This is a genomic window from Streptomyces sp. NPDC026206 (assembly GCF_040638465.1).
In the GTDB taxonomy this organism is placed as follows: Bacteria; Actinomycetota; Actinomycetes; order Streptomycetales; family Streptomycetaceae; genus Streptomyces.
In genome coordinates, this window is the sequence record NZ_JBEZYL010000029.1 from 1 (window position 1) to 26,364 (window position 26,364).

At 72.9% G+C, this 26,364-nt stretch carries 21 protein-coding genes; 15 read left to right on the top strand and 6 right to left on the bottom strand.

Going from position 1 to position 26,364, the window contains the following annotated elements; genetic code table 11:
- Positions 1 to 94: 94 nt before the first annotated feature.
- From AB0F13_RS26665 to AB0F13_RS26690, 6 genes are all read right to left on the bottom strand, one after another.
- Positions 95 to 2,437 carry a collagenase gene (locus AB0F13_RS26665; RefSeq protein WP_362087358.1) on the bottom strand — a complete coding sequence of 781 codons (2,343 nt, stop codon included), beginning with the start codon at positions 2,435 to 2,437 and terminating at the stop codon, positions 95 to 97.
- A 176-nt stretch (positions 2,438 to 2,613) separates the two neighbouring features.
- Positions 2,614 to 3,606 (bottom strand): ABC transporter ATP-binding protein, encoded by a 993-nt coding sequence (locus AB0F13_RS26670; protein ID WP_362087361.1) that lies wholly within the window; start codon positions 3,604 to 3,606, stop codon positions 2,614 to 2,616.
- Positions 3,603 to 4,622, bottom strand: coding sequence for an ABC transporter ATP-binding protein (locus AB0F13_RS26675; RefSeq protein ID WP_362087364.1), 1,020 nt, complete (start codon positions 4,620 to 4,622; stop codon positions 3,603 to 3,605). Before AB0F13_RS26675 ends, AB0F13_RS26670 begins: the two co-directional genes overlap by 4 nt.
- Complete coding sequence (locus AB0F13_RS26680) at positions 4,622 to 5,608, bottom strand: ABC transporter permease (RefSeq protein WP_362087366.1); 987 nt, start codon at positions 5,606 to 5,608, stop codon at positions 4,622 to 4,624. The genes AB0F13_RS26675 and AB0F13_RS26680 overlap by 1 nt, the downstream gene beginning before the upstream one ends.
- Positions 5,605 to 6,540, bottom strand: a complete 936-nt coding sequence (locus AB0F13_RS26685; protein WP_362087369.1) for an ABC transporter permease — start codon at positions 6,538 to 6,540, stop codon at positions 5,605 to 5,607. Before AB0F13_RS26685 ends, AB0F13_RS26680 begins: the two co-directional genes overlap by 4 nt.
- 12 nt (positions 6,541 to 6,552) lie before the next feature.
- Complete coding sequence (locus AB0F13_RS26690; RefSeq protein ID WP_362087372.1) at positions 6,553 to 8,301, bottom strand: ABC transporter substrate-binding protein; 1,749 nt, start codon at positions 8,299 to 8,301, stop codon at positions 6,553 to 6,555.
- A 131-nt stretch (positions 8,302 to 8,432) separates the two neighbouring features.
- Here AB0F13_RS26690 and AB0F13_RS26695 point away from each other — a divergent pair, with 131 nt between their 5' ends.
- The 15 genes from AB0F13_RS26695 (at position 8,433) to AB0F13_RS26765 (ending at position 26,348) form a co-directional block, all read left to right on the top strand.
- The gene (locus AB0F13_RS26695) at positions 8,433 to 9,812 is read left to right on the top strand and encodes an aminopeptidase P family protein (protein ID WP_362087375.1); all 1,380 of its coding nucleotides are present in this window, start codon (positions 8,433 to 8,435) and stop codon (positions 9,810 to 9,812) included.
- A gap of 46 nt (positions 9,813 to 9,858) precedes the next feature.
- Positions 9,859 to 11,007 carry an FAD-binding oxidoreductase gene (locus AB0F13_RS26700; RefSeq protein ID WP_362087378.1) on the top strand — a complete coding sequence of 383 codons (1,149 nt, stop codon included), beginning with the start codon at positions 9,859 to 9,861 and terminating at the stop codon, positions 11,005 to 11,007.
- A gap of 40 nt (positions 11,008 to 11,047) precedes the next feature.
- Positions 11,048 to 11,362: a (2Fe-2S)-binding protein gene (locus AB0F13_RS26705; RefSeq protein ID WP_362087381.1), complete on the top strand. Its 315-nt coding sequence runs from the start codon at positions 11,048 to 11,050 to the stop codon at positions 11,360 to 11,362.
- Positions 11,343 to 12,776, top strand: a complete 1,434-nt coding sequence (locus tag AB0F13_RS26710; RefSeq protein ID WP_362087384.1) for an NAD(P)/FAD-dependent oxidoreductase — start codon at positions 11,343 to 11,345, stop codon at positions 12,774 to 12,776. The genes AB0F13_RS26705 and AB0F13_RS26710 overlap by 20 nt, the downstream gene beginning before the upstream one ends.
- Positions 12,777 to 12,826: 50 nt before the next feature.
- The gene (locus AB0F13_RS26715; RefSeq protein ID WP_362087455.1) at positions 12,827 to 13,735 is read left to right on the top strand and encodes a dihydrodipicolinate synthase family protein; all 909 of its coding nucleotides are present in this window, start codon (positions 12,827 to 12,829) and stop codon (positions 13,733 to 13,735) included.
- Between the two features lie 29 nt (positions 13,736 to 13,764).
- On the top strand, positions 13,765 to 14,769 hold the full coding sequence (locus AB0F13_RS26720; protein WP_362087387.1) for a proline racemase family protein: 1,005 nt from the start codon (positions 13,765 to 13,767) through the stop codon (positions 14,767 to 14,769).
- Positions 14,766 to 16,130 (top strand): aldehyde dehydrogenase family protein, encoded by a 1,365-nt coding sequence (locus AB0F13_RS26725; protein WP_362087390.1) that lies wholly within the window; start codon positions 14,766 to 14,768, stop codon positions 16,128 to 16,130. Before AB0F13_RS26720 ends, AB0F13_RS26725 begins: the two co-directional genes overlap by 4 nt.
- A gap of 56 nt (positions 16,131 to 16,186) precedes the next feature.
- Positions 16,187 to 16,870 (top strand): GntR family transcriptional regulator, encoded by a 684-nt coding sequence (locus tag AB0F13_RS26730; protein WP_362087393.1) that lies wholly within the window; start codon positions 16,187 to 16,189, stop codon positions 16,868 to 16,870.
- A 150-nt stretch (positions 16,871 to 17,020) separates the two neighbouring features.
- A complete protein-coding gene (locus tag AB0F13_RS26735; RefSeq protein WP_362087396.1) occupies positions 17,021 to 18,007 on the top strand; it encodes a CapA family protein in 987 nt (328 codons plus the stop codon).
- A gap of 205 nt (positions 18,008 to 18,212) precedes the next feature.
- Positions 18,213 to 19,001, top strand: a complete 789-nt coding sequence (locus AB0F13_RS26740) for a phosphatase PAP2 family protein (protein ID WP_362087399.1) — start codon at positions 18,213 to 18,215, stop codon at positions 18,999 to 19,001.
- Between the two features lie 231 nt (positions 19,002 to 19,232).
- Complete coding sequence (locus AB0F13_RS26745) at positions 19,233 to 20,420, top strand: acyl-CoA dehydrogenase family protein (RefSeq protein WP_362087402.1); 1,188 nt, start codon at positions 19,233 to 19,235, stop codon at positions 20,418 to 20,420.
- A 127-nt stretch (positions 20,421 to 20,547) separates the two neighbouring features.
- A complete protein-coding gene (locus AB0F13_RS26750) occupies positions 20,548 to 22,833 on the top strand; it encodes a tetratricopeptide repeat protein (protein ID WP_362087405.1) in 2,286 nt (761 codons plus the stop codon).
- A 66-nt stretch (positions 22,834 to 22,899) separates the two neighbouring features.
- Complete coding sequence (locus AB0F13_RS26755; protein WP_362087408.1) at positions 22,900 to 24,003, top strand: nitronate monooxygenase family protein; 1,104 nt, start codon at positions 22,900 to 22,902, stop codon at positions 24,001 to 24,003.
- An 82-nt stretch (positions 24,004 to 24,085) separates the two neighbouring features.
- A complete protein-coding gene (locus AB0F13_RS26760; protein ID WP_362087411.1) occupies positions 24,086 to 25,636 on the top strand; it encodes an acyl-CoA synthetase in 1,551 nt (516 codons plus the stop codon).
- A 130-nt stretch (positions 25,637 to 25,766) separates the two neighbouring features.
- The gene (locus AB0F13_RS26765) at positions 25,767 to 26,348 is read left to right on the top strand and encodes a hypothetical protein (protein ID WP_362087414.1); all 582 of its coding nucleotides are present in this window, start codon (positions 25,767 to 25,769) and stop codon (positions 26,346 to 26,348) included.
- The last annotated feature ends 16 nt before the right edge of the window (positions 26,349 to 26,364 follow it).

Sequence of the window (26,364 nt, forward strand, 5' to 3'; positions counted from 1 at the left end):
AGCTGAACCAGGTGCTGCCCACGCCGGCCCACTTCGAGCAGGCCGCCGAGCTGGTGACGCGGGAGCGGGTGGCCGCGAGCGTGACCCGGTGGTGTCAGCCCCTCAGCGGGCCCTCGCAGGTGAAGTCCGCCGAGCCGGCGGGGCGGCCGGACCAGATGTCGACCTTGCCGAAGGAGCAGTTCATGTCGGCGAAGTTGTTGGTGCCCTTCTTCGTGCGGTCGAGGATGAAGTAGTCGACCGTCTCGGACATGTCCTTGAAGACCAGGTCGGCGTTGCCCGGGCTGCTCAGGTTGGCGGTGATGCGGCCCGTGCACGTGAACCGGGGGCGCCCCGGTGCCTCGTTGGAGCGGCAGTCGGGCTTCATGCCGGTCGTGGCGTTGAAGGACGCGCGGATCGTGGCGGGGTGCCCGGCGTCCAGCCCGCCGACGGGCGTGAAGGTGGTCGCGGGCACGTACAGGTCCTTGACCTTGGCGATCTGCTGGTCCAGGAAGGTGTCGTACGCGCGCTGCAGGCCGGTGTCCCGGCCGAGGCGGCTCCGCCAGGCGTCGAAGCCCGTGACGTCATTGGCCCGGAGGTAGCCGTACATCTCCTTGAGCAGCGACGGGCGCTCGGACCACAGGTACTCGAAGAACGTTCCGGCGTACGAGTAGAAGCGGAAGCCGTCCCGGTCGTACTCCGCGTGCAGCAACTGGTTGACGTTCATGCGGGGCTTGGTGCCGCCCGCCGTGTCGTTGATGATGCTCTGGACCAGGGACTTGCGGACCTTGATGCCGTCGTCGCGGGTGGCGCCGTCGAAGAACTCCGCCGTGCCCTCGTCCATGGCGGTGGTGCGGTCGCCCTGGTACCACGGGCCCTCACCGAAGAGACCGGGCACGGCCCACCGGCCGTTGAGGTAGTGCGTGTACTCGTGGCGGAACAGCTCCTCCAGCGTGAGCGTGGAGTCCTGGGGTACCCGGCGCTCGTAGGTGTAGAAGGTGGCGCCGTTCTCGATGTAGATGCCGCCGTTGTTGGTGCCCATGCCGGTCAGCAGCGGGTGGTAGATCTCGTAGTCGGAGCGGGAGGCGTACAGCACGATGTTCAGCGTGGTGTTGGTGTCGCCCGCCAGCGGCTGCTCGGTGCCCAGCACCCGGTGGAACTGCGCCTTGACCTGTTTGCTCGCGTAGTAGAGCCGGTCGACGGTGGCCCGGGGCAGGGCCGTGCGGACCTTGATGCCGCCGTTGTCGTACGCGTAGGTGCTGGGGAAGAGACGGCGCTCGATGTCCGCCTTGCACACCCCGTACTGCTTGCAGGCGCCGAACTCGTTCAGCCAGGTGACGACCTTGGCCCAGGGCTCGCTGCCCTCGCCGAAGTTGCCTGCGGTGGTGGTCAGCAGGCCGCCGAGGGCGGCGGTGATCTCGCTCCTGAGCGCGTCGATCTGGCCCATCCGGCCGTACTCACTGACGGCGTCGCGCACCACCCAGGCGTTGGCCGTGCCCTTGAGGTGGGTGTAACCGGCGAAGGCCTTGAAGGCCGCGCGGTAGGAGGAGTCGGCGGCGACGGCGGCGTGGAAGGCGGTGTCGTGGTTGCCGGTGTAGACGCCGAGGTAGTTGAGGGAGAGCGCGGCGAGCGCGGCGCCGGCCCAGGAGGCGTCCTTGGCGGTCGCCGGGTGGGCGGCGTCCATGGTCGCCAGAACGCGCTTGATCAGCGGCAGCTGGTGCTGGCGCAGGCCCGGTGAGCTGGCCGCGTACAGGGCCTCACGCAGGGTCTCGGCGTTGGTGCGGGTGACGTCGAAGGTGCGAGCGGCCCCGCCGAACGCGCCGGTCGCGCGGCGCATGGCATCCACCGTCGGGGCGTCGGTGATGTCGATCTCGTCGTGCGAGAAGTCGTGGTAGGCCACGGCGTGGAGGTAGGTGAACATCTCCAGCAGGTGGCTGCCGTTCTTGCCGTCGTGCGCGGAGGCGAGCTGTTCGATCCGCCGGGAGACGGCCTGGACGTGCGCCTTCGACATGACCGGGACCAGGCGCTGGTCCCAGGTCCAGATGAGACCGCGCAGACAGCCGTCGGCGGTGACGGCCGGATCGGCGAGGAAGTCGGCGAACCGCTCCGGGCTGAGGCCCTTGACGCCGTCGAGCGTGCAGGGAACGGCGACGCCGCCGAGCGTGGCACGGGGGGTGAGGGCCGTGGGCTTCGGTTCGGGCGTACGGGCGCCGGGGACGCGCCCGTCCGACAGCCCGCCGGGCGTGGAGGGGGACTGGATGGCGGGCCGCGGGGCGTTGGCGAGGCGCTGGACCTCGTCGAAGGGGTTCGGCTCCTGGGCGACCTGGCGCGGTGCCGCCGTCGCCGGGGCGGTGGGGGAGGGGGAGGCAGCCGCGGAGCCGGGCTGCCAGGCCGTGGCGCAGAGCGTCACGGTTATCGCAGCGGTGAGCACGGATCTGCGCAGAGTTCTGGACTGGAACACCGGTGACTCCTGGGTGGGAGGTGCGAGTGGGGGGTGCGCATGAGGCATCAACTGCCCTGCGCCGGGCGGCACCTGAGAGGCCGATGCGCCGCCATGTGATGTGTAACGTAGTAATGTGAAATGTTACTGACAACCCCTCAGGGGATTTCAGTGCTGCCGGAGCTCCAAGTGGAGGCTCAAACTCCGGCAGTTGTCGTCTCGGGGAAGTGGCAGGCCACCTCCCGCGTCTCACCCGGCGCCGCGATCCGCAGCAGCGGTGCCTCGCTCCGGCAGACCTCCTGGGCCTTGGGGCAGCGCGGGTGAAAGGTGCAGCCGGGCGGGGGCGCCGCCGGGCTCGGCGGGTCCCCGAGGAGCACGATCCGCTCACGAGTGCGCTCGGCGGCCGGGTCCGGCAGCGGCACGGCCGAGAGCAGCGCCCGGGTGTAGGGATGCGCGGGGGCCGCGTACACCCGCTCCTTGTCGCCGGTCTCGACGATCCGCCCCAGGTACATCACGGCGACCCGGTCGCACACCCGCTTGACCACCGACAGGTCGTGGGCGATGAAGAGATAGGCGAGGCCGAGCTCCCGCTGCAGCCGTTCCATGAGGTTGACGATCTGGGCCTGCACGGAGACGTCGAGGGCCGAGACGGGCTCGTCGGCGACGATCAGCCGGGGCCCGGTGGCCAGCGAGCGGGCGATGCCGATGCGCTGCGCCTGACCGCCGGAGAACTCGTGCGGATAGCGGTCGAGGTGCTCGGGGATGAGCCCGACCAGCTCCATCAGCTCCGCGGCCCGCCTGCGCGCCCCGGCCGCGGAACCGCCCTGTGCCAGCAAGGGGTCGGCGATGATCCGGGCCACGGTCTGGCGCGGGTTGAGGGAGGAGTGCGGGTCCTGGAAGACCATCTGCAGCTCCCGGCGCAGCGGCTTGAGCGCGCGCCGGCCCAGACGGCTGATGTCGCGGCCGTCGTAGAGGACCGACCCGGTGGTCGGCTCCAGGAGCCGTACGATCATGCGGCCCGTGGTGGACTTGCCGCATCCGGATTCCCCGACCAGGCCCAGGGTCTCGCCCGGCGCCACGTCGAAGCTGACGCCGTCGACGGCCCGTACGGGAGCCGAGCGGCCCCGTCTGCCCGGGAACGTCATGGTCACGTCCCGGACGGACAGCAGGGGCTCGGCAATCGCGGTCATCGGGTGCCTCCGCGGGCATGGGCAGCGGTGTGCAGGGAGAGGTGGCAGGCGACGAGGTGCCCGTGCGACGGGAGGAGCTCGGGCCTGGTCCCCTCGCAGCGCGCGCGCTCGGCCGGCGAGGCGGCTGCCGCCCGGGGGCAGCGCGGCGCGAAGGCGCACCCGGGGGAGGGGGCCAGCAGTGAGGGCGGGCTGCCGGGGATGGCCCGCAGGGGCGCGTCGTCGGTGTCGTCGAGGCGGGGCAGGGAGTCGAGCAGGCCCCGGGTGTAGGGGTGGGCCGGGTCGGCGAACAGGGCGTCCACCGGTGCCTGTTCGGCTGCCCGGCCGCCGTACATCACCAGGACGTCCCGGGCGACGCGGGCGACGACGCCCAGATCGTGCGTGATCATGACGACGGCGAGTCCGCGCTCCTCCTGGAGCCGGGCGATCAGCTCCAGGATCTGCGCCTGGACGGTGACGTCCAGGGCGGTGGTCGGCTCGTCGGCGATGAGGAGCTCGGGCTCGCAGGCGAGCGCCATGGCGATCATCACGCGCTGGCGCATCCCGCCCGAGAACCGGTGCGGATACTCGCCCGCCCGGCGCGCGGGCTCGGGGATGCCGACCTCGCCGAGCATCTCGACGGCCCGTCTGCGCGCCGCCGCGCGGCCGGACCCGAAGTGGACGCGGTGGTGTTCGGCTATCTGCTCGCCGACGGTGTAGTACGGGTGAAGGCTGGAGAGCGGGTCCTGGAAGATCATCGCCATGCGGCGGCCGCGCAGCCGGTTCAGCTCGCGCTCGGGCAGCCCGGTCAGCTCCCGGCCGTCGAGGGTGATCGACCCGCTGACGTTCGCGCCGGTGTGCAGGCCCATCACGGCCAGGGAGGTGACGGACTTGCCGGAGCCGGACTCGCCGACGATGCCGAGGGTCTGCCCCCGGCGCACCGTGAAGTCCAGCGAGTCCACAGCCCGTACGGGTCCGCGCTTGGTGGGGAAGGTGACCGTGAGGTCCTTGACGGACAACAGGGGTGCTTCGGCGGCCATCAGTACCTCACTCGCGGGTCGACGACGGCGTACAGCAGGTCGACGGCCAGGTTGGCGACGACGATGAAGGCGGCGGCCAGCAGCGTGACGCCGAGGATGACCGGCTGGTCCCCGGTGGACAGTGCACCGTAGAAGAGCCGCCCGATGCCCGGCAGCCCGAAGATGGACTCGGTGATGACCGCGCCCGCCAGCAGCCCGCCCAGGTCCATGCCGAACAGGGTGAGGATCGGCGTCATGCCCGCCCGCAGCCCGTGCTTGACGACGACGGTGCGGCGCGGCAGGCCCTTGGCGCGGGCGGTGCGGATGTACGGCTCCGCCATCGTCTCGATCATCGAACTGCGGCTCTGGCGCGCGTACATGGCGGCGTACAGAACGGCCAGGGCCAGCCAGGGCAGCAGCAGGTTCGACGCCCATTGCAGGGGGTCGTGGCCGAGCGGCACGTACTGCGGGTAGGGCAGCAGGCCGGCGACCCGGATGAGGCCGTAGATGAGCATCATCGAGGTGAAGTAGACGGGCAGGGAGGCGGCAGCGACGGCACCGACCATCAGCACGCGGTCGGTGAGGCTGTCCTTGCGCAGGGCCGCGGTGACCCCGGCGCTCAGGCCGAGCAGCAGCCAGAGCACGGCCGCGCCCAGGGCGAGCGAGGCCGAGACCGGCAGGCGGTCCATCAGCAGGTCCCAGACGTCCTCGGAGTTCTCGTAGGAGTAGCCGAGGCAGGGGAACCGGCACTGCAGGGCGTACTGGCCGCTGCCCATGGTCCGGCCGGTGAAGATGCCGGTGACGAAGTCCGCGAACTGCCGCCACAGCGGCCGGTCGAGGCCCATGTGGGCGCGGATCGCCTCCAGGCGCTCGGTGCTGCACGACTTGCCGCAGGCCGCGGCGGCGGGGTCGGAGGGCAGGACGTAGAAGACGGTGAAGGTGACGGCGGCGATGGCGATGAGCACCCCGATGACAGCGAGGAGCCGGCGCCCGATGTAGACGGTCATGTGCGGCCGCTCCTCGGGTCGAGGACGTCGCGCAGCGCGTCGCCGAGCAGGGTGAAGGCGAGCACGGCCAGGAACAGACAGCTGCTCGGGATGACGAAGTACATGGGGTCCGTGTCGTAGAAGGCGACGCTCTCGGCGATCATCTGCCCCCAGGAGGGGGTGGGCGGGCGGACGCCGACGCCCAGGTAGCTCAGCGCCGCCTCGGTGGCGATCATGCCGGGGATGATCAGGGTGGTGTAGGCGATGACGGGCCCGGAGACGCCGGGGAGGATGTCGCGGGTGAGGATGCGCCAGGGCCCGGAGCCGCCGACGCGGGCGGCGTCGACGTACTCGCGGTGCTTGAGCGAGAGGGTCTGGCCGCGGACGACGCGGGCCACGCCGGGCCAGCCGAACAACCCGATGACGGCGGTCATCAGCAGGACCCGGTTGACGTCCTTCGCCACCGACATCATCGCGATCATGAAGATGAGGGAGGGGAAGGACATGGTGAGGTCCATCAGCCGGGAGAGCACGGCGTCGGTGCGGCCGCCGAAGTAGCCCGCCGCGATGCCGGCCGCCGTTCCGGCGACGACGACGATGGCGGTGGCGCTCAGGGCGATGAGCAGCGAGACCTGGGCGCCGTGCACGACGCGGGCGAACAGGTCGCGGCCGGTGACGGGTTCCACGCCGAGCCAGTGGTCGGCGGAGATGCCGCCGAGCGGGCCGAGGGGCCGGCCGCCGAGGTAGGGGTCGACGGCGGTCTTGTCGAACTCCTCGGGTGTCCAGCCCGCGAGCGAGCTCAGCAGCGGGGCGCCGGCCGCCATGATCAGGAAGAGGGCGACGACGGCGAGGGAGATCTTCACGGAGACGCGGCGGCGCAGTTCCGCGCGGGCGAGCTGCCAGGGGCCGCTGCCCGCGGGGACGACCGCCGCGGGCGGTGTCGTAGTGGTCATGGTGTGCGGACCTCAGCCCTGGCTCTTCGCGGGGTCCTTCAGGCCGACCGTGGCGTAGTCGAGCTGGCCGCCGAAGGAGGTGTGCCCGTAGGCACCGGCGATGTTGGTGCCGAGGACCAGCGGCCACCGCCGGACCAGCACGGGGACGGCCGGGGCCTGGGCGAGGATCTCGCCGTCCAGCTGCTGCCAGGCCTGGGCGGCCTGCTTGGTGTCGGTCATGGCGGCGATCTCGTCCATCCGCTTCATGGTCGCCTCGTCGCGGAAGAGCGAGTGGTTGCCGGAGTTTCCCTTCTCCTTGATGAAGCGGCCGTCGAAGACGAAGGGCAGGAAGGTCGAGCCGGAGGGGTAGTCGGGGCACCAGCCCGTGTACACCATGTCGGTGCGGTTCTTGATGTCACCGATGGTGGCGTAGAACGCCGACGGGTCCACGGTCTCGATGGTGACCTTGATGCCGGCCTTGCCGAGGGACTGCTGTATCGCCTCGCCCCGGCCCTTGTCACCGGACGAGACGGTGATCTTGGTGGAGAAGCCGTCCGGCTTGCCGGCCTCCTTCAGCAGCTGCCTGGCCTTCTCGACGTCGCCGGTGGCGGGGATCTTCAGGGTGTCGGGCTGCTTGCCGCCGAAGAGCGCGGCCGGCATGTAGGTGGTCGACGGGTCGTTGAAGGCCGGGCCGCCGGAGGAGGTCAGGACGGCGTCCCGGTCGAGGGCGTACTGCACGGCCTGACGCACCTTGACGTTGTCGAAGGGGGCCCGGCCGGTGTGCATCTGGACCATGTCCGTGCAGTTCTGGGACTCGGCGAGCAGCCGCGAGCGCACCTCGGCGCTGGGCAGCACCTTGGCCGCGCTCTCGGGCCGCAGGGCGTACCAGGGGACGGCGGAGGCGTCGGCGCCCTGGCTGGCGATCATCCGGTCGTCGATCTGGTTCTGCTTCAGCCCCATGACGACGACCAGCTTGTCCGGGTAGGCCTTGCGGACCTCGTCCGTCTTCGGGTCCCACTTGTCGTTGCGGACCAGCACCAGCTTCTTGCCCCGGTCGTACGAGTCGACCTTGTAGGGGCCGGAGGAGAACGGCCGGTTGTCGTACTGCGGCCCCTTGTCCTGAGCCTGTGGCACGGGCGCGAAGGTGGGCATGACGGTGGCGTAGGGGAACTCGGCGAAGGACTTGCGCAGTTCGAAGACGATGGTGTGGTCGTCCGGCGTCTTGACCGAGTCCAGGTGCTTGCCCTGGGCGGGGCCCCGGTAGCCCTCGGCGCCGGCGAGGTAGCGGGCGGCGTAGTCGGCGCCACCGGGCAGGTCGGGGGAGAAGGACCGCTCCACGTTGTACTTGACGTCCTGCGCGGTGACGGGCGAGCCGTCCTCGTAGCTCACCCCCTGCTTGAGGTGGAACGTCCACGTCTTCGCGTCGTTCGAGGGGGTGCCGAGGTCGGTGGCGAGATCGGGGACGAGTTCGCCGCCCCCCGTTCCGGGCGCGGCTCTGTAGGTCACCAGCGTGCGGTAGAGCAGCCGCGTCCCGAAGTCCATGTCGCTCATCACCCAGTTGCGGGCCGGGTCGAGGTGGGTGAAGTCCTGGTTGGAGAGCACGGTGAGGGTGCCGCCCTTGTGCGGGGTGCCGCCGATCGTGGCGCCCACGTTGGCGGCGGCGGGGTTCTTGCCGCCTTCGCCGGCGCCCCCCGCCTGCTTTCCGCCGGAACAGCCGGCCGCGCCGAGGGCGAGGGTGGCCGCCAGGGTGGCGGCGAGGGCGGTACTGGTGCGCGTGTTCATCAGTGGTCACTCCGTGAACAGTCGAACAGCCGGACTGCTGGCTGAAATGTGACCCGTAACATAGTAATGTGAAATTGCACTGACAAGGTGTCAGTCGTTCCGTTACCCACCTGTGTCCGAGGAGGAGTCCCATGAACGAGCCGGCAGCCGCAGCACAGCGGGTGGCAAGTCATGATCTGCCCGCTTCGCCGGAATTCGAGCGCTTCATGGCGGGGAACTGGGCGGCGACGCCACTGCCCGCCGACATCCGGCTTCCCGTCGCCGGGCTCGCCGCCGCGCGCCGGGCGAAGCTGTCCGCGTGCTTCCCCGGCGAGCGGCTTATCGTCCCGGCGGGAGAGCTGAAGGTCCGCTCCAACGACTGCGATTACCGCTTCCGGCCGCACAGCGCCTACGCCTGGCTGACCGGTCTGACCGGTGAGGAGCAGGCGGGCCATGTGCTGGTCCTGGAGCCGGACGGCCCGCACGGGCACGAGGCGGTGCTCCATATGCGGCCGCGCTCGTCGCGCAGCGGTGCGGATTTCTACCGGGACCGCCGCTACGGCGAGTTCTGGGTCGGGCGGCGCCCCGACCTCGCCGAGGCCGAGCGCATGACCGGCATCCGCTGCCTGCACCTGGACGACCACCGCACGCCGCCCCCGGGGCGCGACGCCTCCCGCGACGCCGAGCTCGCCCGCGTCCTGAGCGAGCTGCGGCTGGTGAAGGACGTGTGGGAGATCGGGCAACTGCAGTCGGCCGTGGACCATACCGCCCACGGCTTCGAGGACGTCGTACGGGCGCTGCCCCGCGCGCTGGCCCACCCGCGCGGCGAGCGCTGGATCGAGGGCGTCTTCGGCCTGCGCGCCCGGGCGGAGGGGAACGGCACCGGGTACGACACCATCGCGGCCTCCGGCGCGCACGCGTGCGTCCTGCACTGGATACGCAACGACGGGCCCCTGGACGCCCGCGAACTGCTCCTGCTGGACGCGGGCGTGGAGACGGACACCCTCTACACCGCCGACATCACCCGCACCCTCCCCCTGTCCGGGCGCTTCTCGTCCGTCCAGCGGCAGGTCTACGAACTCGTCCTGGCCGCCCAGGACGCGGGCATCGCCGCGCTGAAACCCGGCGCGAGCTTCCGCGACTTCCACCGGGCCGGCATGCGCGTCATCGCCGAAGGCCTCGCGGAGTGGGGGGTGCTGAAGAGCGCCGAGGGCGACCTGCACCGCCGCTACACCCTGTGCAGCAGCGGGCACATGCTCGGCCTGGACGTCCACGACTGCGCCCAGGCGCGGGCGGACGCCTACCTCGACGGCGTGCTGGAGGAGGGGCACGTGCTCACCGTCGAACCCGGGCTCTACCTCCAGCCCGACGACGAGACGCTGCCGGCCGAACTGCGGGGCATCGGGGTGCGGATCGAGGACGACCTGGTCATCACGGCCGACGGCGCGCGGCTGATGTCGGGGGCGCTGCCCCGGACGCCGGACGCGATCGAGGCGTGGATGGGCGAACTGGCCGAGGGGCGGGAAGACTGATCGGAAGACCCTTGGCAGCGCCAGTGCAATGTGAAATATTACTGACGTGCCAACGACAAGCTCCTCCGACGTCATCGTCGTCGGGGCGGGGGTGATAGGTGCCGCCTGCGCCTACTACGCCTCCCGTTCCGGCCTCTCCGTCACCGTGATCGACCGTGGTCCCGTCGCGGGCGGGACCACGGGAGCCGGCGAGGGCAACCTGCTGGTCTCCGACAAGCAACCGGGCCCCGAGCTCGATCTGGCCCTGCTCTCCGCCCGGTTGTGGCAGGAGCTGGCCGCAGTGCTGCCCGCCCGGATCGAGTACGAGCCCAAGGGCGGCCTGGTCGTCGCCTCCTACGCCACGGGCATGGACGCGCTGCGCGCCTTCGCCGCGACCCAGGAGAAGGCGGGCGTCACGGCGCGGGAGATACCGCCGGACCGGCTGAACGACCTGGAGCCGCACCTGGCCCCGGGCCTCGCCGGCGGTTACCACTACCCCCAGGACGCCCAGGTCCAGCCGGCCCTCGCCGCCGCCCACCTGCTGCGCGCCTCGGGCGCGCGGGTCCGCACCGGCGAGGAGGTCACCGCGATCCTCACCGGCGCGCGAGGCGAAGTGCGGGGCGTACGGACGCCGGCCGGCGAGACCCACGCCCCGCATGTGGTGAACGCCGCCGGCACCTGGGGCGGCGAACTGGCCGCCCTCGCCGGGGCCCGCCTGCCCGTCCTGCCGCGCCGCGGCTTCGTGCTCGTCACCGAACCGCTGCCGCGCGTGGTGCGGCACAAGGTGTACGCGGCGGACTACGTCGCCGACGTGGCGAGCGGTTCGGCGGCCCTGCAGACCTCGGCCGTGGTCGAGGGCACCCCCGCGGGCCCGGTCCTGATCGGCGCCAGCCGCGAACGGGTCGGCTTCGACCGCACGCTGTCGGTGGAGGCGCTCGGCCGCCTCGCCCGCCAGGCCACAGCGCTGTTCCCGGTGCTGGCCACGGTGCGGGCGATGCGGACGTACGCCGGCTTCCGCCCCTACCTGCCCGACCACCTGCCCGCGATCGGCCCCGACCCCCGCGTGCCGGGACTGCTGCACGCCTGCGGCCACGAAGGCGCGGGGATCGGGCTCGCCCCGGCCACCGGGCTGATCGTCGCCCGGCTGCTGACGGGCGGTGAACCACCGCTCGACGCGGGCCCGTTCCGCCCCGGCCGCTTCACAGCCGCCGCTTGACACTTCCCCGTCCGTCCCCCCCCCCGTAAGGAGGCCAGCAGTGGCCCGTACCCCCGCCGGCCTGGTCAGGGCGGAGCCCGGCCCGCCCTTCGAGATCACCTTCGACGGCCGTACGGTCACCGCCCTGCCCGGGCAGTCCATCGCCGCCGCCCTGTGGGGAGCGGGCATCCTCGCCTGGCGCACCACACGCGAGGGCGGCCGCCCGCGCGGCGCCTTCTGCGGCATCGGGCAGTGCTACGACTGCCTCGCCACCGTCAACGCCCAACCCAACAGGAGAGCCTGCCTGGTGCCCGCACGGCCAGGAGACGCGATCACGACCCAGGAAGGACACGGCCATGCCGGGCTCGGCGTCTGAAACCTACGACCTCGCCGTCATCGGCGCCGGCCCCGCCGGCCTCGCGGGTGCCGTCGCCGCGTCCGGACTCGGCCTGACGGTCGCCCTCCTGGACGCCGGCGCCCAGGCCGGGGGCCAGTTCTTCCGGCACCCCGACCCGGCCCTGGGAGCCGCCCGGCCGCAGGCCCTGCACCACGGCTGGCCCGCCTTCACCGCCCTGCGCAGCCGCCTGGAGGCGAGCGAGGTCGTCCACCTGGCCGGGCACCACGTCTGGACCGTGGCCCGGGGGAGCGGCGAGCCGTGGACGGTGCACGCCCTCACCGGCGCGGACGGCGACGGCGGGCACCCGGTGCGGGTACGGGCCCGCGCGGTCCTGCTCGCGACGGGTGCCTACGAACGCCAACTGCCCTTTCCCGGCTGGACCCTGCCCGGTGTCGTCGGCGCCGGGGGCGCCCAGGCGATGCTCAAGTCCGGGCTCGTCCTGCCCGGCAGCCGGGTCGTCGTCGCGGGCAGCGGACCGCTGCTGCTCGCCGTCGCCGCCTCGCTCGCCGCCGCCGGCGCGCGCGTCCCGGCTGTGGCCGAGGCGTCCGGCTACCTCGGCTACGCCCGCCACCCCCGCGCCCTCGCCCTCAACCCGGGCAAGCTCCTGGAGGCCGCCGTCCACGGCTCGGCACTGCTGCGCCACCGGGTAAGGCTGCGCACCCGCAGCGCGGTCACCGAAGTCCACGGCAGCGACCGGGTGGAGGCCGTCACGCTCTCCCGCGTCGACCGCGAGTGGCGGCCGGTCCCGGGAACGGGCCGCCGCATCGCCTGCGACGCGCTGGCCGTCGGACACGGCCTGGCCCCGCAGATCGAGCTCGCCACCGGGCTCGGCTGTGCCACCCGCCCCACGCCCGACGGAATGCACGCCCTCGTCCTGGACGACCTGCAGGAGACCTCCGTGCCGGGCCTGTGGGCCGCCGGCGAGACCGGCGGAACCGGAGGGTGGCAACTGGCCCGCGCCGAAGGCGAGCTGGCGGGCATCGCGGTCGCCGCCCGGCTGCGCGGGCAGCCCGCACTCACCGGGAGCGGGCGCACGCGGGCACTGCGCCGCCGCCGCGACCGGATGCGCGCCTTCGCCGGGGCCATGGCCGCCGCGCACGCCCCCGGCCCCGGCTGGAGCGACTGGCTCGGCGACGACACGGACGTCTGCCGCTGCGAAGAGGTGACCGCCGGCCGCGTTCGCGAGGCGGTCACGGACTTCGGCGCCCGCGACGCACGCACCGTCAAGCTCCTCACCCGCGCCGGCATGGGCTGGTGCCAGGGACGGATGTGCACCGCGGCCGTCACCTGCCTCGCCGCGGGAGCGGGGCAGGGGAGCGTACCGCCGTCCGCCGAACGCCGCCCGCTCGCCGTGCCCGTCCCGCTCGGGGTGCTCGGCTCATGGACCGAATGAACACCAACGACGACCTCGGACACCTCGAACACCTCGGAAGGGTTACCGGCATGACCGCCACCTCCTGGACCAACGACCACCCCTGGCGCGGCATCATGGTCGCCACCGCGCTCCCGCTGCGCGAGGACCTCAGTGTCGACTACGACGCCTACGCCGCCCACGTCCGCCGGCTCATCGACGACGGCTGCGACGGAGTCGTACCCAACGGCTCCCTCGGCGAGTACCAGACCCTCACCGACGAGGAGCGCGCCCGCGTGGTGCGCACCGCCGTCGAGGCGGCCGGCGACGGTGCCCGGGTGATGCCCGGCGTCGCCGCGTACGGCAGCGCCGAGGCGCGCCGCTGGACCGAGCACGCCGCCGAGGCGGGCTGCGGCTCCGTCCTGCTGCTGCCGCCGAACGCCTACCGCGCCGACGAGCACGCCGTACGCGCCCACTATGCCGAGGTCGCCAGGACCGGGATACCGGTCGTGGCCTACAACAACCCCATCGACACCAAGGTCGACCTGACCCCCGCCCTCCTGGCACGGCTGCACGGCGACGGCAGCATCGTGGCCGTCAAGGAGTTCAGCGGCGACGTCCGGCGCGCCTACGAGATCGCCGAACTCGCCCCTGAGCTCGACCTGCTGGTCGGCGCCGACGACGTCGTCCTGGAACTCGCCCTCGCCGGTGCCGTCGGCTGGGTCGCGGGATACCCCAACGCCTTCCCCGCCACCTGCGCCCGGCTCTACCACGCCGCCGTCGCCGGGGACCTGGAGACCGCGATTCCGCTGTACGCGTCGCTGCACCCGCTGCTGCGCTGGGACTCGAAGACCGAGTTCGTACAGGCCATCAAGCTCTCCATGGACATCGTCGGCCGCCACGGCGGCCCCACCCGGCCGCCGCGCCACCCGCTCACCGGGGAGAGCGCGGCCGTGGTGCGCGCCGCCACCGAGAAGGCCGTCGCCGACGGCCACTGCTGACCGCCCGCCCGACCGCCGAAGGGACATACGTGCGCACTCGTCATGTCTTCCATGCCGTCGACTCGCACACCGAGGGCATGCCCACCCGCGTCATCACCGGTGGCGTGGGGGTGATACCCGGCGCCACCATGGCCGAGCGCCGGCTCCACTTCATCGAGCACCTGGACCACCTCCGCACGCTCCTGATGTACGAACCGCGCGGCCACGCCTCCATGAGCGGCGCGATCCTCCAGCCCCCCACCCGCCCCGACGCCGACTACGGGGTCCTCTACATCGAGGTGTCCGGTCTGCTGCCGATGTGCGGGCACGGCACCATCGGCGTCGCCACGGTCCTCGTCGAGACCGGCATGGTGCCCGTCACCGAGCCCGTCACCACGGTGCGGCTCGACACCCCGGCCGGACTGGTCACGGCCGACGTGCAGGTCGAGGACGGCGCGGCGAAGGCCGTCACGTTCACCAACGTGCCCGCCTTCTGTGCCGGCCTGGACCGCAAGACCGAGGTGCCCGGGTACGGGACGGTGACGTACGACCTCGCCTTCGGGGGCAACTTCTACGCCTTCGTCGAACCCGCCGCGCTCGGGGTTCCCTTCGAACGGGCCCGCAAGGACGACCTCCTGGCCGCCGGGCTCGCCGTCATGGACGCCGTCAACGCCTCGCCCGAGAGGCCCGTGCACCCCGAACGCCCCGAGATCGCCGGCCTCAAGCACGTCTACCTCGCCGCCCCCGGCTCGGACGCGTACCGCTCGCGGCACGCCATGGCCATCCACCCGGGCTGGTTCGACCGTTCGCCCTGCGGCACCGGAACCTCCGCCCGGATGGCGCAGCTGCACGCCCGCGGCGCGCTGCCGCTCGACCGCGACTTCGTCAACGAGTCCTTCATCGGCACCGAGTTCACCGGCCGCCTGGTGGGGGAGACGCAGGTCGGCGGGGTGCCCGCGGTCGTTCCCACGATCACCGGACGGGCCTGGATCACCGGCACGGCCCAGTACTTCCTCGACCCGGACGACCCCTTCCCCGGAGGCTTCCTGCTGTGACACCGTCCTCCATCGCATCGCACAATCCCGCCGACCCCGGCGACGTCGTCGCCCGGGTACCGGCGCCCGGCGCCGCCGCCGCGGCCGACGCCGTCGAGCGGGCCCGTGCCGCCCAGCCGGGCTGGTACGGCGGCGGCGCGGCCGCCCGCTCCTCGGCGCTCTCCGCGATCGCCGGGGCCGTCGAGGCCGCGGCCGGTGAACTGGCCGCGCTCGCCGTGCGGGAGGTGGGCAAGCCGCTCGCCGAAGCACGGGCGGAGGTGGCACGCACCGCCGCGATCTGGCGGTACTACGCCCAGGCCCCCTACGAGCCCACGGGTGCCGTCCACGAGCCGGCCGGCGGCCCCGGGCTGCTGCTGACGCGCCGGCGCCCGCACGGGGTCGCGGGCCTGATCACTCCCTGGAACTTCCCCTACGCCATCCCGAGCTGGAAGGCCGCACCCGCGCTGGCGGCCGGCAACGCGGTCGTCCTCAAGCCCGCACCCGAGGCGACCGCCTGCGCCCAGCGCCTCGCCCGGATCGTCCGGCAGGCCCTGCCCGACGGGGTGTTCACCGTCGTCCCCGGCGGACCCGCGGAGGGCAACGCCGTCCTCTGCGCCGCCGACGCCGTCTCCTTCACCGGCTCCACCGCCGTCGGCAACGCGGTCGTGCGCACCGCCACGGCCCGGGGCGTGCCGGTCCAGGCCGAGATGGGCGGGCTCAACGCGGCGATCGTCCTGCCCGACGCGGACATCGAACGCGCCGCGGCCCACATCGCCGCCGCGATCGCCGGGTACGCGGGACAGAAGTGCACCGCAACCAGCCGGGTGATCGCCGTCGGCGCCGCCCTCGACCCCCTGCGCGAGGCGCTTGCCCAGGCGCTGCGCGCGCTTCCCGTCGGTGACCCGGCCGACCCCGCCACGGTGTGCGGGCCGCTCATCTCCGAGCGGGCGCGCGACCGGTTCGCACAGGCTCTCGGCGGGCTGTCCGTCGTCGCCGCGGGCACCGTGCCCGAGGGCCCCGGCTGGTACGCGGCCCCCACCCTGGCCGAGAAGGTGCCGCCGGGCCACCTGTTGCTGCGGGAGGAGGTCTTCGGCCCCGTCGCGGCCCTGCTGCCCGCAAACGACCTGGCCGACGCCGTGAGGATCGTCAACTCGGTGCCGTACGGGCTGGTCACCTCGGTCCACACGGGCGGCCTCGAAGCGGCCCTGCACGGGCTCGACCGCCTCGACACCGGCATGATCCGCGTCAACGCGCCGTCCACGGGCGTCGACTTCCACCTGCCCTTCGGCGGCGCCAAGGCATCCGGGCACGGGCCGCGCGAACAGGGCCGCGCCGCCCTGGAGTTCTACACCTCCAGCCGTACCTACACCTTGTCCCCCTGACGCAATGTGACATTGTACGCTGGTGGTCCAGTCCATCGGGGCACGAAAGGGACACCATGGGGCACCTGAAGCAGCGCAACCTCATCACTGCCAGAGAGCGGCTGCGCGATCAGGTCGCCCATGCGCTGCGGGCCGCGCTGATCTCCGGCGAACTGCGCCCCGGCGAGGTCTACTCGGCGCCGGGGCTCGCGGAGGACTTCGGTATCTCCGCGACGCCCGTGCGCGAGGCGATGCTCGACCTGGCCCGCGAGGGCCTGGTCGAGCCCGTCCGCAACAAGGGCTTCAGGGTGACCGAGGTCAACGAGCGCGACCTGGACCAGTACACCGAGATCCGCACCCTGATCGAGGTCCCGATGACCGGCCGGATCACGCGCACCGCGGCCCGCGAGGACCTCGAAGTGCTGCGCCCCGTCGCCGAGGAGATCGTGCGCGCCGCGCGCGAGCACGACCTCATCGGCTATCTGGAGGCCGACCGGCAGTTCCACCTCACCCTGCTGGCGCTCTCCGGCAACGAACGCCTCGTCGAGACCGTGAGCGACCTGCGCAAGCGCTCGCGCCTGTACGGGCTCACCGCCCTGGACGAGCGCGGCGAGCTGATCCCCTCGGCCGAGGAGCACCTGGAGCTCCTCGACCTGATGCTGGCGGGCGACGCCGAGGGCGCCGAGAAGTGCATGGCGCGCCACCTGGGGCACGTGCGCTCCCTGTGGGCGAAGGGTGACGGGAAGGGCTCCGTCGGCTGATAACTGGCCGGCCCCCGCCGGTGCCGCGCCCGGCCGGTGCCGCGCCCCCCGGCTGGTGCCGCCCCCGCCGGTGAACCGGCTCTCGCCGTTCCGGGAGCCGCTCGTCGCATACTTGGCGGCGGGGGCGGCGGACGGACGGGAGGCGCGGGGATGGCGCCGATCACGGTGGTGATGGCCGGTGACACCATGCTGGGGCGCGGCGTCGGCGAGCGGCTGGCGCAGGCGCCGGAGCCCGGCGCGATCCTGTGCGACGAACTGCGGGAGATCATCGCCGGGGCCGATCTGTTCGTGGCCAATCTGGAGTGCTGCGTCTCCGGCCGGGGCGAGCCCTGGCCCGCGCCCGGCAAACCGTTCTTCTTCAGGGCCCCGCCGGCCGCCGCCCGCATCCTCGCCGAGCTGGGCGTGGACTGCGTCACGCTCGCCAACAACCACGCCCTGGACTTCGGCTTCGACGCCCTGGCGGACACCCGCGACCTGCTGACCCGGGCCGGGGTCCGGGTGGTGGGAGCGGGGCCGGACGCCGGCGCCGCCCGTGCGTTCGCCGTCCTGGAGGCGGACGGCGTACGGCTGGCTGTGATCGGCGTCACCGATCACCCGGAGGACTTCGCGGCGGGGGAGGGCCGCCCCGGCGTGGCCTTCGCCGACCTCCACAGGGGCGTTCCGGCATGGCTCACGGAGCTGGTGGCACGGGCGGCCGCCGAGGCCGATGCCGTGTTGGTCACCCCGCACTGGGGGCCCAACATGACCACCCGGCCGCCCCGCCATGTGCGCGACGCGGCGGCGGCGCTGCTGGGCGCCGGGGCGACACTGATCGCCGGGCACTCGGCGCACGTCTTCCACGGGGTCGCCGGCCGCGTCGTCCACGACATGGGCGACTTCGTCGACGACTACGCGGTCGACCCCCGCCTCCGCAACGATCTGGGGCTGCTCTTCCTGGTCACCCTCGACGGCCCCGCTCCGGCGCGGCACCGGCCGGTGCGGCTGGAGGCGGTGCCGTTGTACCTGGACCACTGCCACACCACGGTGGCGCGCGATGAGGACCGGCAGTGGATCCGCGACCGGTTCTCCCGCGCCTGTGCCGCCTTCGGTACCGAGGTGGCCGTACAGGGCGAGCGGCTGGTCGTGGACTGGGGGTAGAGCGCCCTTTCACGCAGGGTGACCGCATCGCGGGTGCCGGACCCGTACCGCCACGGGCGGGACCGAGGCGCACGGCCCGGCGCGTGTAGTTTTTGCTGTACAGCCGCGCTGACGTCATCTGTGCGGCATGTACTCGTCACCCGACGGTACGCATACCGCGCTGCCGACCCGGTACCGCCATACCGATACGAAGGACGCCCCACCCATGCCCTACGTGCGCCATTGGCTGCGCAACTCCGTCCTGCTGTTCGCGACCGCGATCGCGCTCGGACTGGTCGCTGCGCATACCAGGCTGATCCAGCCGCACGACCTGGATCTGGACCGGACGATCCAGACCCATTCGCGCACCGGCTGGCTGAACCACACGATGGAGGCGGTCAGCGCCTGCGCGTCGCCGGTCGCCGGCGTGATCATCCTTGCGGTCTGGTGCGGGTGGCTGTTGTTCGTCAAGCGCCGCCCCATCGCGGCGTCGGCCACCTTCCTCGTGGTCGCGATCGGCTGGAACAGCACCCAGATCGCCAAGGCCATCGTGGCCCGCAACCGGCCGCCGCGTGAGTTCATGCTGGACCCCGAGATCGGCTCCAACAGCTTCCCGAGCGGTCACACCGCCTTCACCGTCGCGGTCGCCATCGCCGTGTTCTTCCTCTTCCGCGAGTCCCGGCACCGCCGCACGGTCGTCGTCTGCGGCGTCTTCGCGGTGCTGCTGGTCGCCTTCTCCCGGATGTACGTCGGCGCCCACTACCCGACCGACACGTTCGGCTCGGTGCTGATCGCCAGTTCCGCGATCCTTTTCGTCACCGGCCTGTGGCACGCCTGGCTGCTGCCGAACCTGGAGCGCCTGCCGGTGCTGGGCGGTCTGCTGGGGCGCTACGGCCTCGCCGAGGAGCGGGCCGCGCTCGCGGCGGCCGATCGCGACGGTGAGTACGCCGGGTACGACGAGCACGCACACCCCGCGCCCGGCCACGGACGGCACCGCCGGCACGCGGGGCGCTGAGGCCCCCGGCAACCGCACCTGAACATGGCGGATCTCCTGACGGGGGTCCGCCATGCTGCGTCATGGCTGTGTCACAGCTGTGTCATGGCTGCCGCGGAGCCCCGAACGCCCCGGCCCGCCGCCTCGGCGGCCCAGCAAGCTCGCGCCCCGCCCGGCTTCCGAATTACTGCAACGCGTTCTACCGTGTGCGCCCGTACCCACAGGAACCGCCGGCGACGACATGGAGGGGCCGTGGATCTCCAGTACACCCCGGAGCAGCAGCGGTTACGGAACGAGCTGCGCGCGTACTTCGCGGATCTGGTGCCCGACGACGCGTACACCCGGCACGCCGACCCGGCCGGGCGCAAGCGCTTCTACCGACAGACCATCCGCCGCCTCGGCGCGGACGGCCGCCTCGGCGTGGGATGGCCGAAGGAGTACGGGGGCAGCGGGATGACGCCCATGGAACAGTTCATCTTCTTCGACGAGGCCGCGCAGGCGGGTGTGCCGCTGCCGCTCATGGCGCTCAACACGGTCGGCCCCACGCTCATGCAGTTCGGCACCGAGGAGCAGAAGGCGTACTTCCTTCCGGGGATCCTCTCCGGCGAGCTGGACTTCGCCATCGGTTACAGCGAGCCGGGCGCCGGCACCGACCTGGCCTCCCTCACCACCCGGGCGGTGCGCGACGGGGACGGCTACGTCGTCAACGGGCAGAAGATCTGGACCACCAACGGCGACACCGCCGACTGGGTCTGGCTCGCCGTCCGCACCGCCCCCGTGCAGGACGGGGTGCCGCCCCACAAGGGCATCAGCATCCTCCTCGTCCCCACCAGTGACCCCGGCTACTCCTGCACCCTGATCAACACCCTGGCCTCCCACGACACCACCGCGAGCTACTACGACAACGTCCGCGTCCCCATGACCCGCCGGGTGGGCGAGGAGAACCAGGGCTGGCGCCTGATCACCACCCAGCTCAACCACGAGCGCGTCACCCTGGCCGCCCACGGCGCCACCGCCATCAGGGCCCTGCGCGACGTGCGGGACTGGGCCGCGGCGACCGGGCTCGCCGACGGCCGCCGCGTCATCGACCTCGGCTGGGTACGCGGCCGGCTCGCCCGTACGCACATACGGCTGGACGCCATGAAGCTGCTGAACCGGCGGATGGTCGACGCCCTCCAGCGCGGCACCCTCACCCCGCAGGACGCCTCCGCCGTCAAGGTCTACGGCTCCGAGGCGCGCCGCGACGCGTACGCCTGGCTGATGGAGGTCCTCGCCGCGGCCGGGCCCCTCAAGGAGGGCTCCACGGGCGCCGTCCTCCACGGCGAGCTGGAGCGCGGCTACCGAAGCGCCGTCATCTTCACCTTCGGCGGCGGCAACAACGAGATCCAGCGGGAGATCATCTCCTGGCTCGGCCTGGGAATGCCCAGGGTGCGCCGCTGACTTCGCACGGCGGACGCCGCCGATCCGGCCCCGGCGCCCGTCCGTCGGCCTACAAGCCGCGCAGACGGGCCGCCATACTTGAGGAGCCGGGGGAGGCGGAGCGAATCGACGGGGGCGGCGGCACAGCATGGCGGACACCAGGCTGATCCAGGGCCGGTACCAGCTGCTCGACCTGATCGGGCGGGGCGGGATGGGCGAGGTGTGGCGGGCCCGCGACGAATCGCTCGGCCGCCAGGTGGCCGTCAAGTGCCTCAAGCCGATGGGACGCCAGCACGAACAGTCCTACCTTCGGGTACTGCGCGAGCGGTTCCGGCGCGAGGCACGCGTCGCGGCCTCCCTGCAGCACCGGGGCATCACGGTCGTCCACGACTTCGGCGAGGCGGAGGGCGTGCTGTACCTCGTCATGGAGCTGCTCGACGGCCGCAACCTCAGCCAGCTGCTGGAGGACAACAAGCACCACCCGCTGCCCGTGCCCGAGGTCATCGAGATCGCCGAGCAGGTCGGGGCCGCCCTCGCCTACACCCACCGGCAGGGCATCGTGCACCGCGACCTCAAGCCCGCCAACATCGTCCGCCTCACCGACGGCACCGTGAAAATATGCGATTTCGGCATCGCGCGGCTGGCCCACGACATCGGCTTCTCCACCCGCCTCACCGGCACCGGCATCGCCATGGGCACCCCGCACTACATGTCCCCCGAGCAGATCGGCGCCGGGAACGTCGACCACCGCAGCGACCTGTACTCGCTCGGCTGTGTGCTGTACGAGCTCGCCACCGGCGCCCCGCCCTTCGACATGGACGACGCGTGGGCCGTGCTCGTCGGCCACCGCGACACCCCGCCGCGGCCGCCGTGCGAGCTGCGCCCCGGGCTCCCCGGGCCCTTCGAGCGCATCGTCCTCGACCTGCTGGCCAAGGACCCGGGCGACCGGCCCCAGGACGCGGGCGACCTCGTGCGGCGCATCGCCGCCCTGCCCCCGTACCGGGCCGGCGCGCCCTCGCGCCGCACTCTGCCCGAAGGGCGCCCCCGGCCCCTGCCCTCCCCGGTCCGGCTGCCCGAACCGCCCCGGCTGCCGGGCTGGGCCAGGAACATGACCACCGGCTCCAAGGCGGCCGGCACCGGCTCCCTTCAGCCGCCGCCCGACCCCTCCGCCGTCCTCACCGGCGCGTGGACCGGCCCGTGGGAGGAGCACCCCGGCCCCGGCGGCACCGGTGCCCGCCGGACGGCGCCCGGTACCGCCGGGGCCGAGCGCCCGCCGTCCGAACTGCTCGCCGAGCTCGCCGGGCGCCACAGCGAGGGGCTGCGGCTCGCCCGGCTCGACCGCTGGGCCGAGGCCGGCGAGGTGCAGCGGGCCGTCGCCGCCGAGCGCGAGCGGATCCTGGGCCCGGACCACCCCGACACGCTCGCCAGCCGCTACGAGGTCGGATTCGCCCTCAGCCGGCTCGGGCAGCCGCACGACGCGCTGCGCGAGTTCGCGCGGACGGCGGCCGGGCGGGAGCGTGCGCTGGGCGCCGAGCACCCGGACACGCTCGCCGCACGCCAGGAGACGGCGTACGTGCTCGGCCAGCTCGGCCGGCACTTCGAGGCCCATCAGGTGTACACCGCGGTGCTCGCCGCCCGGGAGCGCGTCATGGGCACCGACCACCCCGACAGCCTGCGCTGCCGCCACAACCTCGCCTTCAACCTGAGCAGACTGGGCCGGCTGGAGGACTCGTACAGCATGGCGTGCGACGTCGCGGCCGCCCGCGCCCGCGTCCTGGGTCCCGAGCACCCCGACACGCTCGTCACCCGCTACGAGGTCGGCTACGCACTGGGCCAGCTCGGCCGCTGGACGGAGGCGTTGCGCACCTACGAGCAGGTGGCCGCCGCCCGCGCCCGCGTGCTCGGCCCCGACGAGCCGGACGCGCTCGCCGCCCGCTACGAGGCCGGCATCTGCCTGGGCCGCCTCGGCCGCAGCGCGCAGGCCCTGGAGCTCTACCGTGAGCTCGTCGCGGACCGCACGCGCGCCCAGGGCCCGGCCCACCCCGACACGCTGCGCGCCCGGCACGGACTGGGCGTCAACCTGGGCCGCCTCGGCCGCTGGGAGGAGGCACTGGCCGAGGCGCGCGACGTCTGCGCGATCCGTGCCCGGGTGCTGGGCGCCGACCACCCCGACACCCTCGTCAGCCGCCGCGAGGTGGCGGTCGGGCTCGGCTGGCTCGGCCGCTGGACCGACGCGCTCGCCGTCTACCGCGACGTCGCGCAGGCCCGCCAGCGGGTGCTGGGCGCGGCCCACCCCGACGCCCTGGCCAGCCGCCAGGACGAGGCCCACTGCCTGGAACAGCTGGGCCGCTCCACCGAGGCCGTCGAGCTCTACCGGCAGGTGGCGGCGCTGCGCCGGACCCGTGCCACGCGTGGACTCCAGCCACCGACCTGACGTTGTGTCAGAAAGATGCTTCCGCCGGGTTCCCCCGCCCGGCCCCGCTGCGGCATCCTGCCGCCCATGCGGACCGAGCTGAGCAGGCGGATGGGAATCGAGCACGCCCTCTTCGGCTTCACCCCCTTCCCCGCGGTCGCCGCCGCCATCACCCGCGCCGGCGGCCTGGGCGTCCTGGGCGCCGTGCGCTACCACGCCCCCGGCGACCTCGCGCGCGACCTCGACTGGATGGAGGCGCACACCGGCGGCAGACCGTACGGACTCGACGTCGTCATGCCCGCGAAAAAGGTCGAAGGAGTGAGCGAGGCCGACGTCGAGGCGATGATCCCGGCCGGACACCGCCGCTTCGTCCAGGAGACCCTCGCCCGCTACGGCGTGCCCCCGCTCGCCGACGGCGAGGCCTGTGGGTGGCGCATCACCGGATGGATGGAGGACGTCGCCCGCGGCCAGCTCGACACCGCCTTCGACTACCCCGTCAAGCTCCTCGCCAACGCCCTCGGTCCCCCGCCCGCCGACGTCATCGACCGCGCGCACGGCCACGGCACCCTCGTCGCCGCGCTCGCCGGCAGCGCCCGGCACGCCACCCGCCACGCGGACGCCGGCGTCGACGTCGTCGTCGCCCAGGGCTACGAAGCCGGCGGCCACACCGGGGAGATCGCCACCATGGTGCTCACCCCCGAGGTCGTACGGGCCGTCGACCCGCTGCCGGTGCTGGCCGCCGGCGGCATCGGCAGTGGCGAACAGATCGCCGCCGGCCTCGCGCTCGGCGCGCAGGGCGTCTGGCTCGGCTCGCTCTGGCTCGCCACCGAGGAGGCCGGCCTGACCTCCCGCGCCCTCACCGCCAAGCTCCTGGCCGCCGGTTCGGGGGACACCGTCCGCTCCCGGGCCCTGACCGGCAAGCCCGCCCGCCAGCTGCGCACCGCCTGGACCGACGCCTGGGAGGACCCGGGCGGCCCCGGTGCCCTGCCCATGCCGCTCCAGGGCCTGCTCGTCGCCGAGGCCCTCTCCCGCATCCAGAAGTACGAGGCCGTCCCGCTGCTGGGTACACCGGTGGGCCAGATCGTCGGCCGCATGGACACGGTGCGGGGCGTGCAGGCCGTGGTCGACGACCTCACCCGCGGCTTCGAACGAGCCGTGGAGCGCCTCGACCGCATCGCGGGGCGTGCCTAGGCGGTCGTGGGCCCTCGTTCCACCGGGCACCACCAGCCCATGGCCCGCACCTGCAACACCTGCCCCAGGAGGACGCCACGTCATGACCGAGACCCGGAACGGTTTCTGGGCCCAAGCCACCGCCGACCCCGGCCGCAGGGCCCTGATCACCCCGAGCGGCGAAGCCTGGAGGGCAGGTCGGCTGCACGAGGCCGCCAACCGGCTCGTCCACGGGCTGCGCGCCGCCGGGCTCCGCGAAGGCGACGCCTTCGCGACCGTCCTGCCCAACGGCGCCGAGTTCCTCACCGCCCATCTCGCCGCCACCCAGGCCGGCTTCTACCTCGTCCCCGTCAACCACCACCTCCTCGCACCGGAGATCGCCTGGATCGTCGCCGACTCCGGTGCCAAGGCGCTCATCGCGCACGAGCGCTGGGCGGCGGCCGCGACCGCCGCCGCCGACGAGGCCGGCCTGCCCGCCACCCACCGCTACGCCGTCGGGGACATCGCCCGTTTCCACCCGTACGCCACGCTCCTCGACGGCAACCCCGGTACCCCGCCCGGCGGCCGCACCCTCGGCTGGGTCATGAACTACACCTCCGGCACCACAGGACGCCCCCGCGGCATCCGCCGCCCCCTGACCGGCAGGCCGCCCGAGGAGAGCCATCTCGGCGGCTTCCTCGGCATCTTCGGCATCGAGCCGTTCGGCGGCAACGTCCACCTGGTCTGCTCACCGCTCTACCACACGGCCGTTCTGCAGTTCGCGGCCGCGTCGCTGCACATCGGTCACCGGCTGGTGCTGATGGACAAGTGGACGCCCGAGGAGATGCTGCGCCTGATCGACACCCACCGGTGCACCCACACGCACATGGTCCCCACCCAGTTCCAGCGCCTGCTGGCACTGCCGGAGGACGTACGGACCGCCTACGACGTCTCCTCCATGCGCCACGCCGTCCACGGCGCCGCCCCCTGCCCCGGCCATGTGAAACGGGCGATGATCGGCTGGTGGGGCCCCTGCGTCGAGGAGTACTACGCGGCGAGCGAGGGCGGCGGCGCGTTCGCCACGGCCGGGGACTGGCTGCGCAAGCCCGGCACAGTGGGCCGGGCCTGGCCCATCAGCGAACTCGCCGTCCTCGACGACGACGGCAAACCGCTTCCCGCGGGCGAAGTCGGCACCGTCTACCTGAGGATGACCACCGGCCGCTTCGCCTACCACAAGGACGCGGCCAAGACGGCGGAGAGCCGGATCGGCGACTTCTTCACCGTCGGCGACCTCGGCCACCTGGATGAGGACGGCTATCTCTTCCTGCACGACCGCAAGATCGACATGATCATTTCGGGCGGCGTCAACATCTACCCCGCCGAGATCGAGTCCGCCCTCCTGTCCCATCCCGCCGTCGCCGACGCCGCCGTCTTCGGCATCCCGCACGACGACTGGGGCGAGGAGGTCAAGGCCGTCGTGGAGGTGGCCGACGGCCACCGGCCCGGCGAGGAGCTGGCCGCCGCCCTCCTCGCCCACTGCGCCCACCGGCTGGCCGGTTACAAGCGGCCCAGGTCCGTGGACTTCATCCCGGCCATGCCACGCGATCCCAACGGCAAGCTCTACAAGCGGCATCTGCGCGAACCGTACTGGCGTGGCCGGGACCGCGCGGTGTGACGGCTTTCCGACCGTGCGGACTCCGCCGGTCCGCAGCGGTTCCCGGCCGATGCCCCGCAAAGGGGTCCTGCTGCCTCCCAGGAGTCGCTAGACAGGACGGCGGTAAGCCCATCAACAGGAGGAGACTGCTGTGAACGGCTTCGTCACCAAGAGCGGCAAGGCACTGCTCGCACTGTCCGCGGCGGCCGTCATGGGCCTCACGGGTACGGCGACCGCACAGGCACAGACATCCTCTGCCCCGGCCACCAGAGGCAGCACCGCCGTCACGGCGGCCGACGCGGTCAAGGCCGAGCTGGCCAAGCGCGGCACCGCGGCCGCCCGGATCGTGTGTTACCGCGTCCACGTGGCCGACCTCGGCTGGCTGCCCGTCGTCTGTGACGGCAAGGTCGCGGGCACCACCGGCCAGTCGAGGCGCATGGAGGCCATCGAGGTCGCCACGGGCAACGTGGGCGGGATATGTCTCAACGCCCACCTCGCGAACATCGGCTGGCAGGGCACCCGCTGCGGCAACGACTACCAGAACGTCGTCGCGGGCACCACCGGCCAGTCCCGCCGTATGGAGGCCCTCCACATCACGGTCGCCTCCGGGTCCGTCGCGGCCCGGGCGCACGTACAGGACATCGGCTGGCAGAACGCCGTGCGCGGCACCTCCGTCACGGTCGGCACCACCGGCCAGTCCCGCCGCATGGAGGCCATCCAGATAGACGTCTGACCTTCGCGGCACCGAC

Coding starts and splice junctions, on each gene's coding strand:
- AB0F13_RS26670 (WP_362087361.1), bottom strand. CDS start 3,606: ATGACCGCGATTGCCGAGCCCCTGCTGTCCGTCCGGGACGTGACCATG.
- AB0F13_RS26675 (WP_362087364.1), bottom strand. CDS start 4,622: ATGGCCGCCGAAGCACCCCTGTTGTCCGTCAAGGACCTCACGGTCACC.
- AB0F13_RS26680 (WP_362087366.1), bottom strand. CDS start 5,608: ATGACCGTCTACATCGGGCGCCGGCTCCTCGCTGTCATCGGGGTGCTC.
- AB0F13_RS26685 (WP_362087369.1), bottom strand. CDS start 6,540: ATGACCACTACGACACCGCCCGCGGCGGTCGTCCCCGCGGGCAGCGGC.
- AB0F13_RS26690 (WP_362087372.1), bottom strand. CDS start 8,301: ATGAACACGCGCACCAGTACCGCCCTCGCCGCCACCCTGGCGGCCACC.
- AB0F13_RS26695 (WP_362087375.1), top strand. CDS start 8,433: ATGAACGAGCCGGCAGCCGCAGCACAGCGGGTGGCAAGTCATGATCTG.
- AB0F13_RS26710 (WP_362087384.1), top strand. CDS start 11,343: ATGCCGGGCTCGGCGTCTGAAACCTACGACCTCGCCGTCATCGGCGCC.
- AB0F13_RS26715 (WP_362087455.1), top strand. CDS start 12,827: ATGACCGCCACCTCCTGGACCAACGACCACCCCTGGCGCGGCATCATG.
- AB0F13_RS26730 (WP_362087393.1), top strand. CDS start 16,187: ATGGGGCACCTGAAGCAGCGCAACCTCATCACTGCCAGAGAGCGGCTG.
- AB0F13_RS26735 (WP_362087396.1), top strand. CDS start 17,021: ATGGCGCCGATCACGGTGGTGATGGCCGGTGACACCATGCTGGGGCGC.
- AB0F13_RS26740 (WP_362087399.1), top strand. CDS start 18,213: ATGCCCTACGTGCGCCATTGGCTGCGCAACTCCGTCCTGCTGTTCGCG.
- AB0F13_RS26750 (WP_362087405.1), top strand. CDS start 20,548: ATGGCGGACACCAGGCTGATCCAGGGCCGGTACCAGCTGCTCGACCTG.
- AB0F13_RS26755 (WP_362087408.1), top strand. CDS start 22,900: ATGCGGACCGAGCTGAGCAGGCGGATGGGAATCGAGCACGCCCTCTTC.
- AB0F13_RS26760 (WP_362087411.1), top strand. CDS start 24,086: ATGACCGAGACCCGGAACGGTTTCTGGGCCCAAGCCACCGCCGACCCC.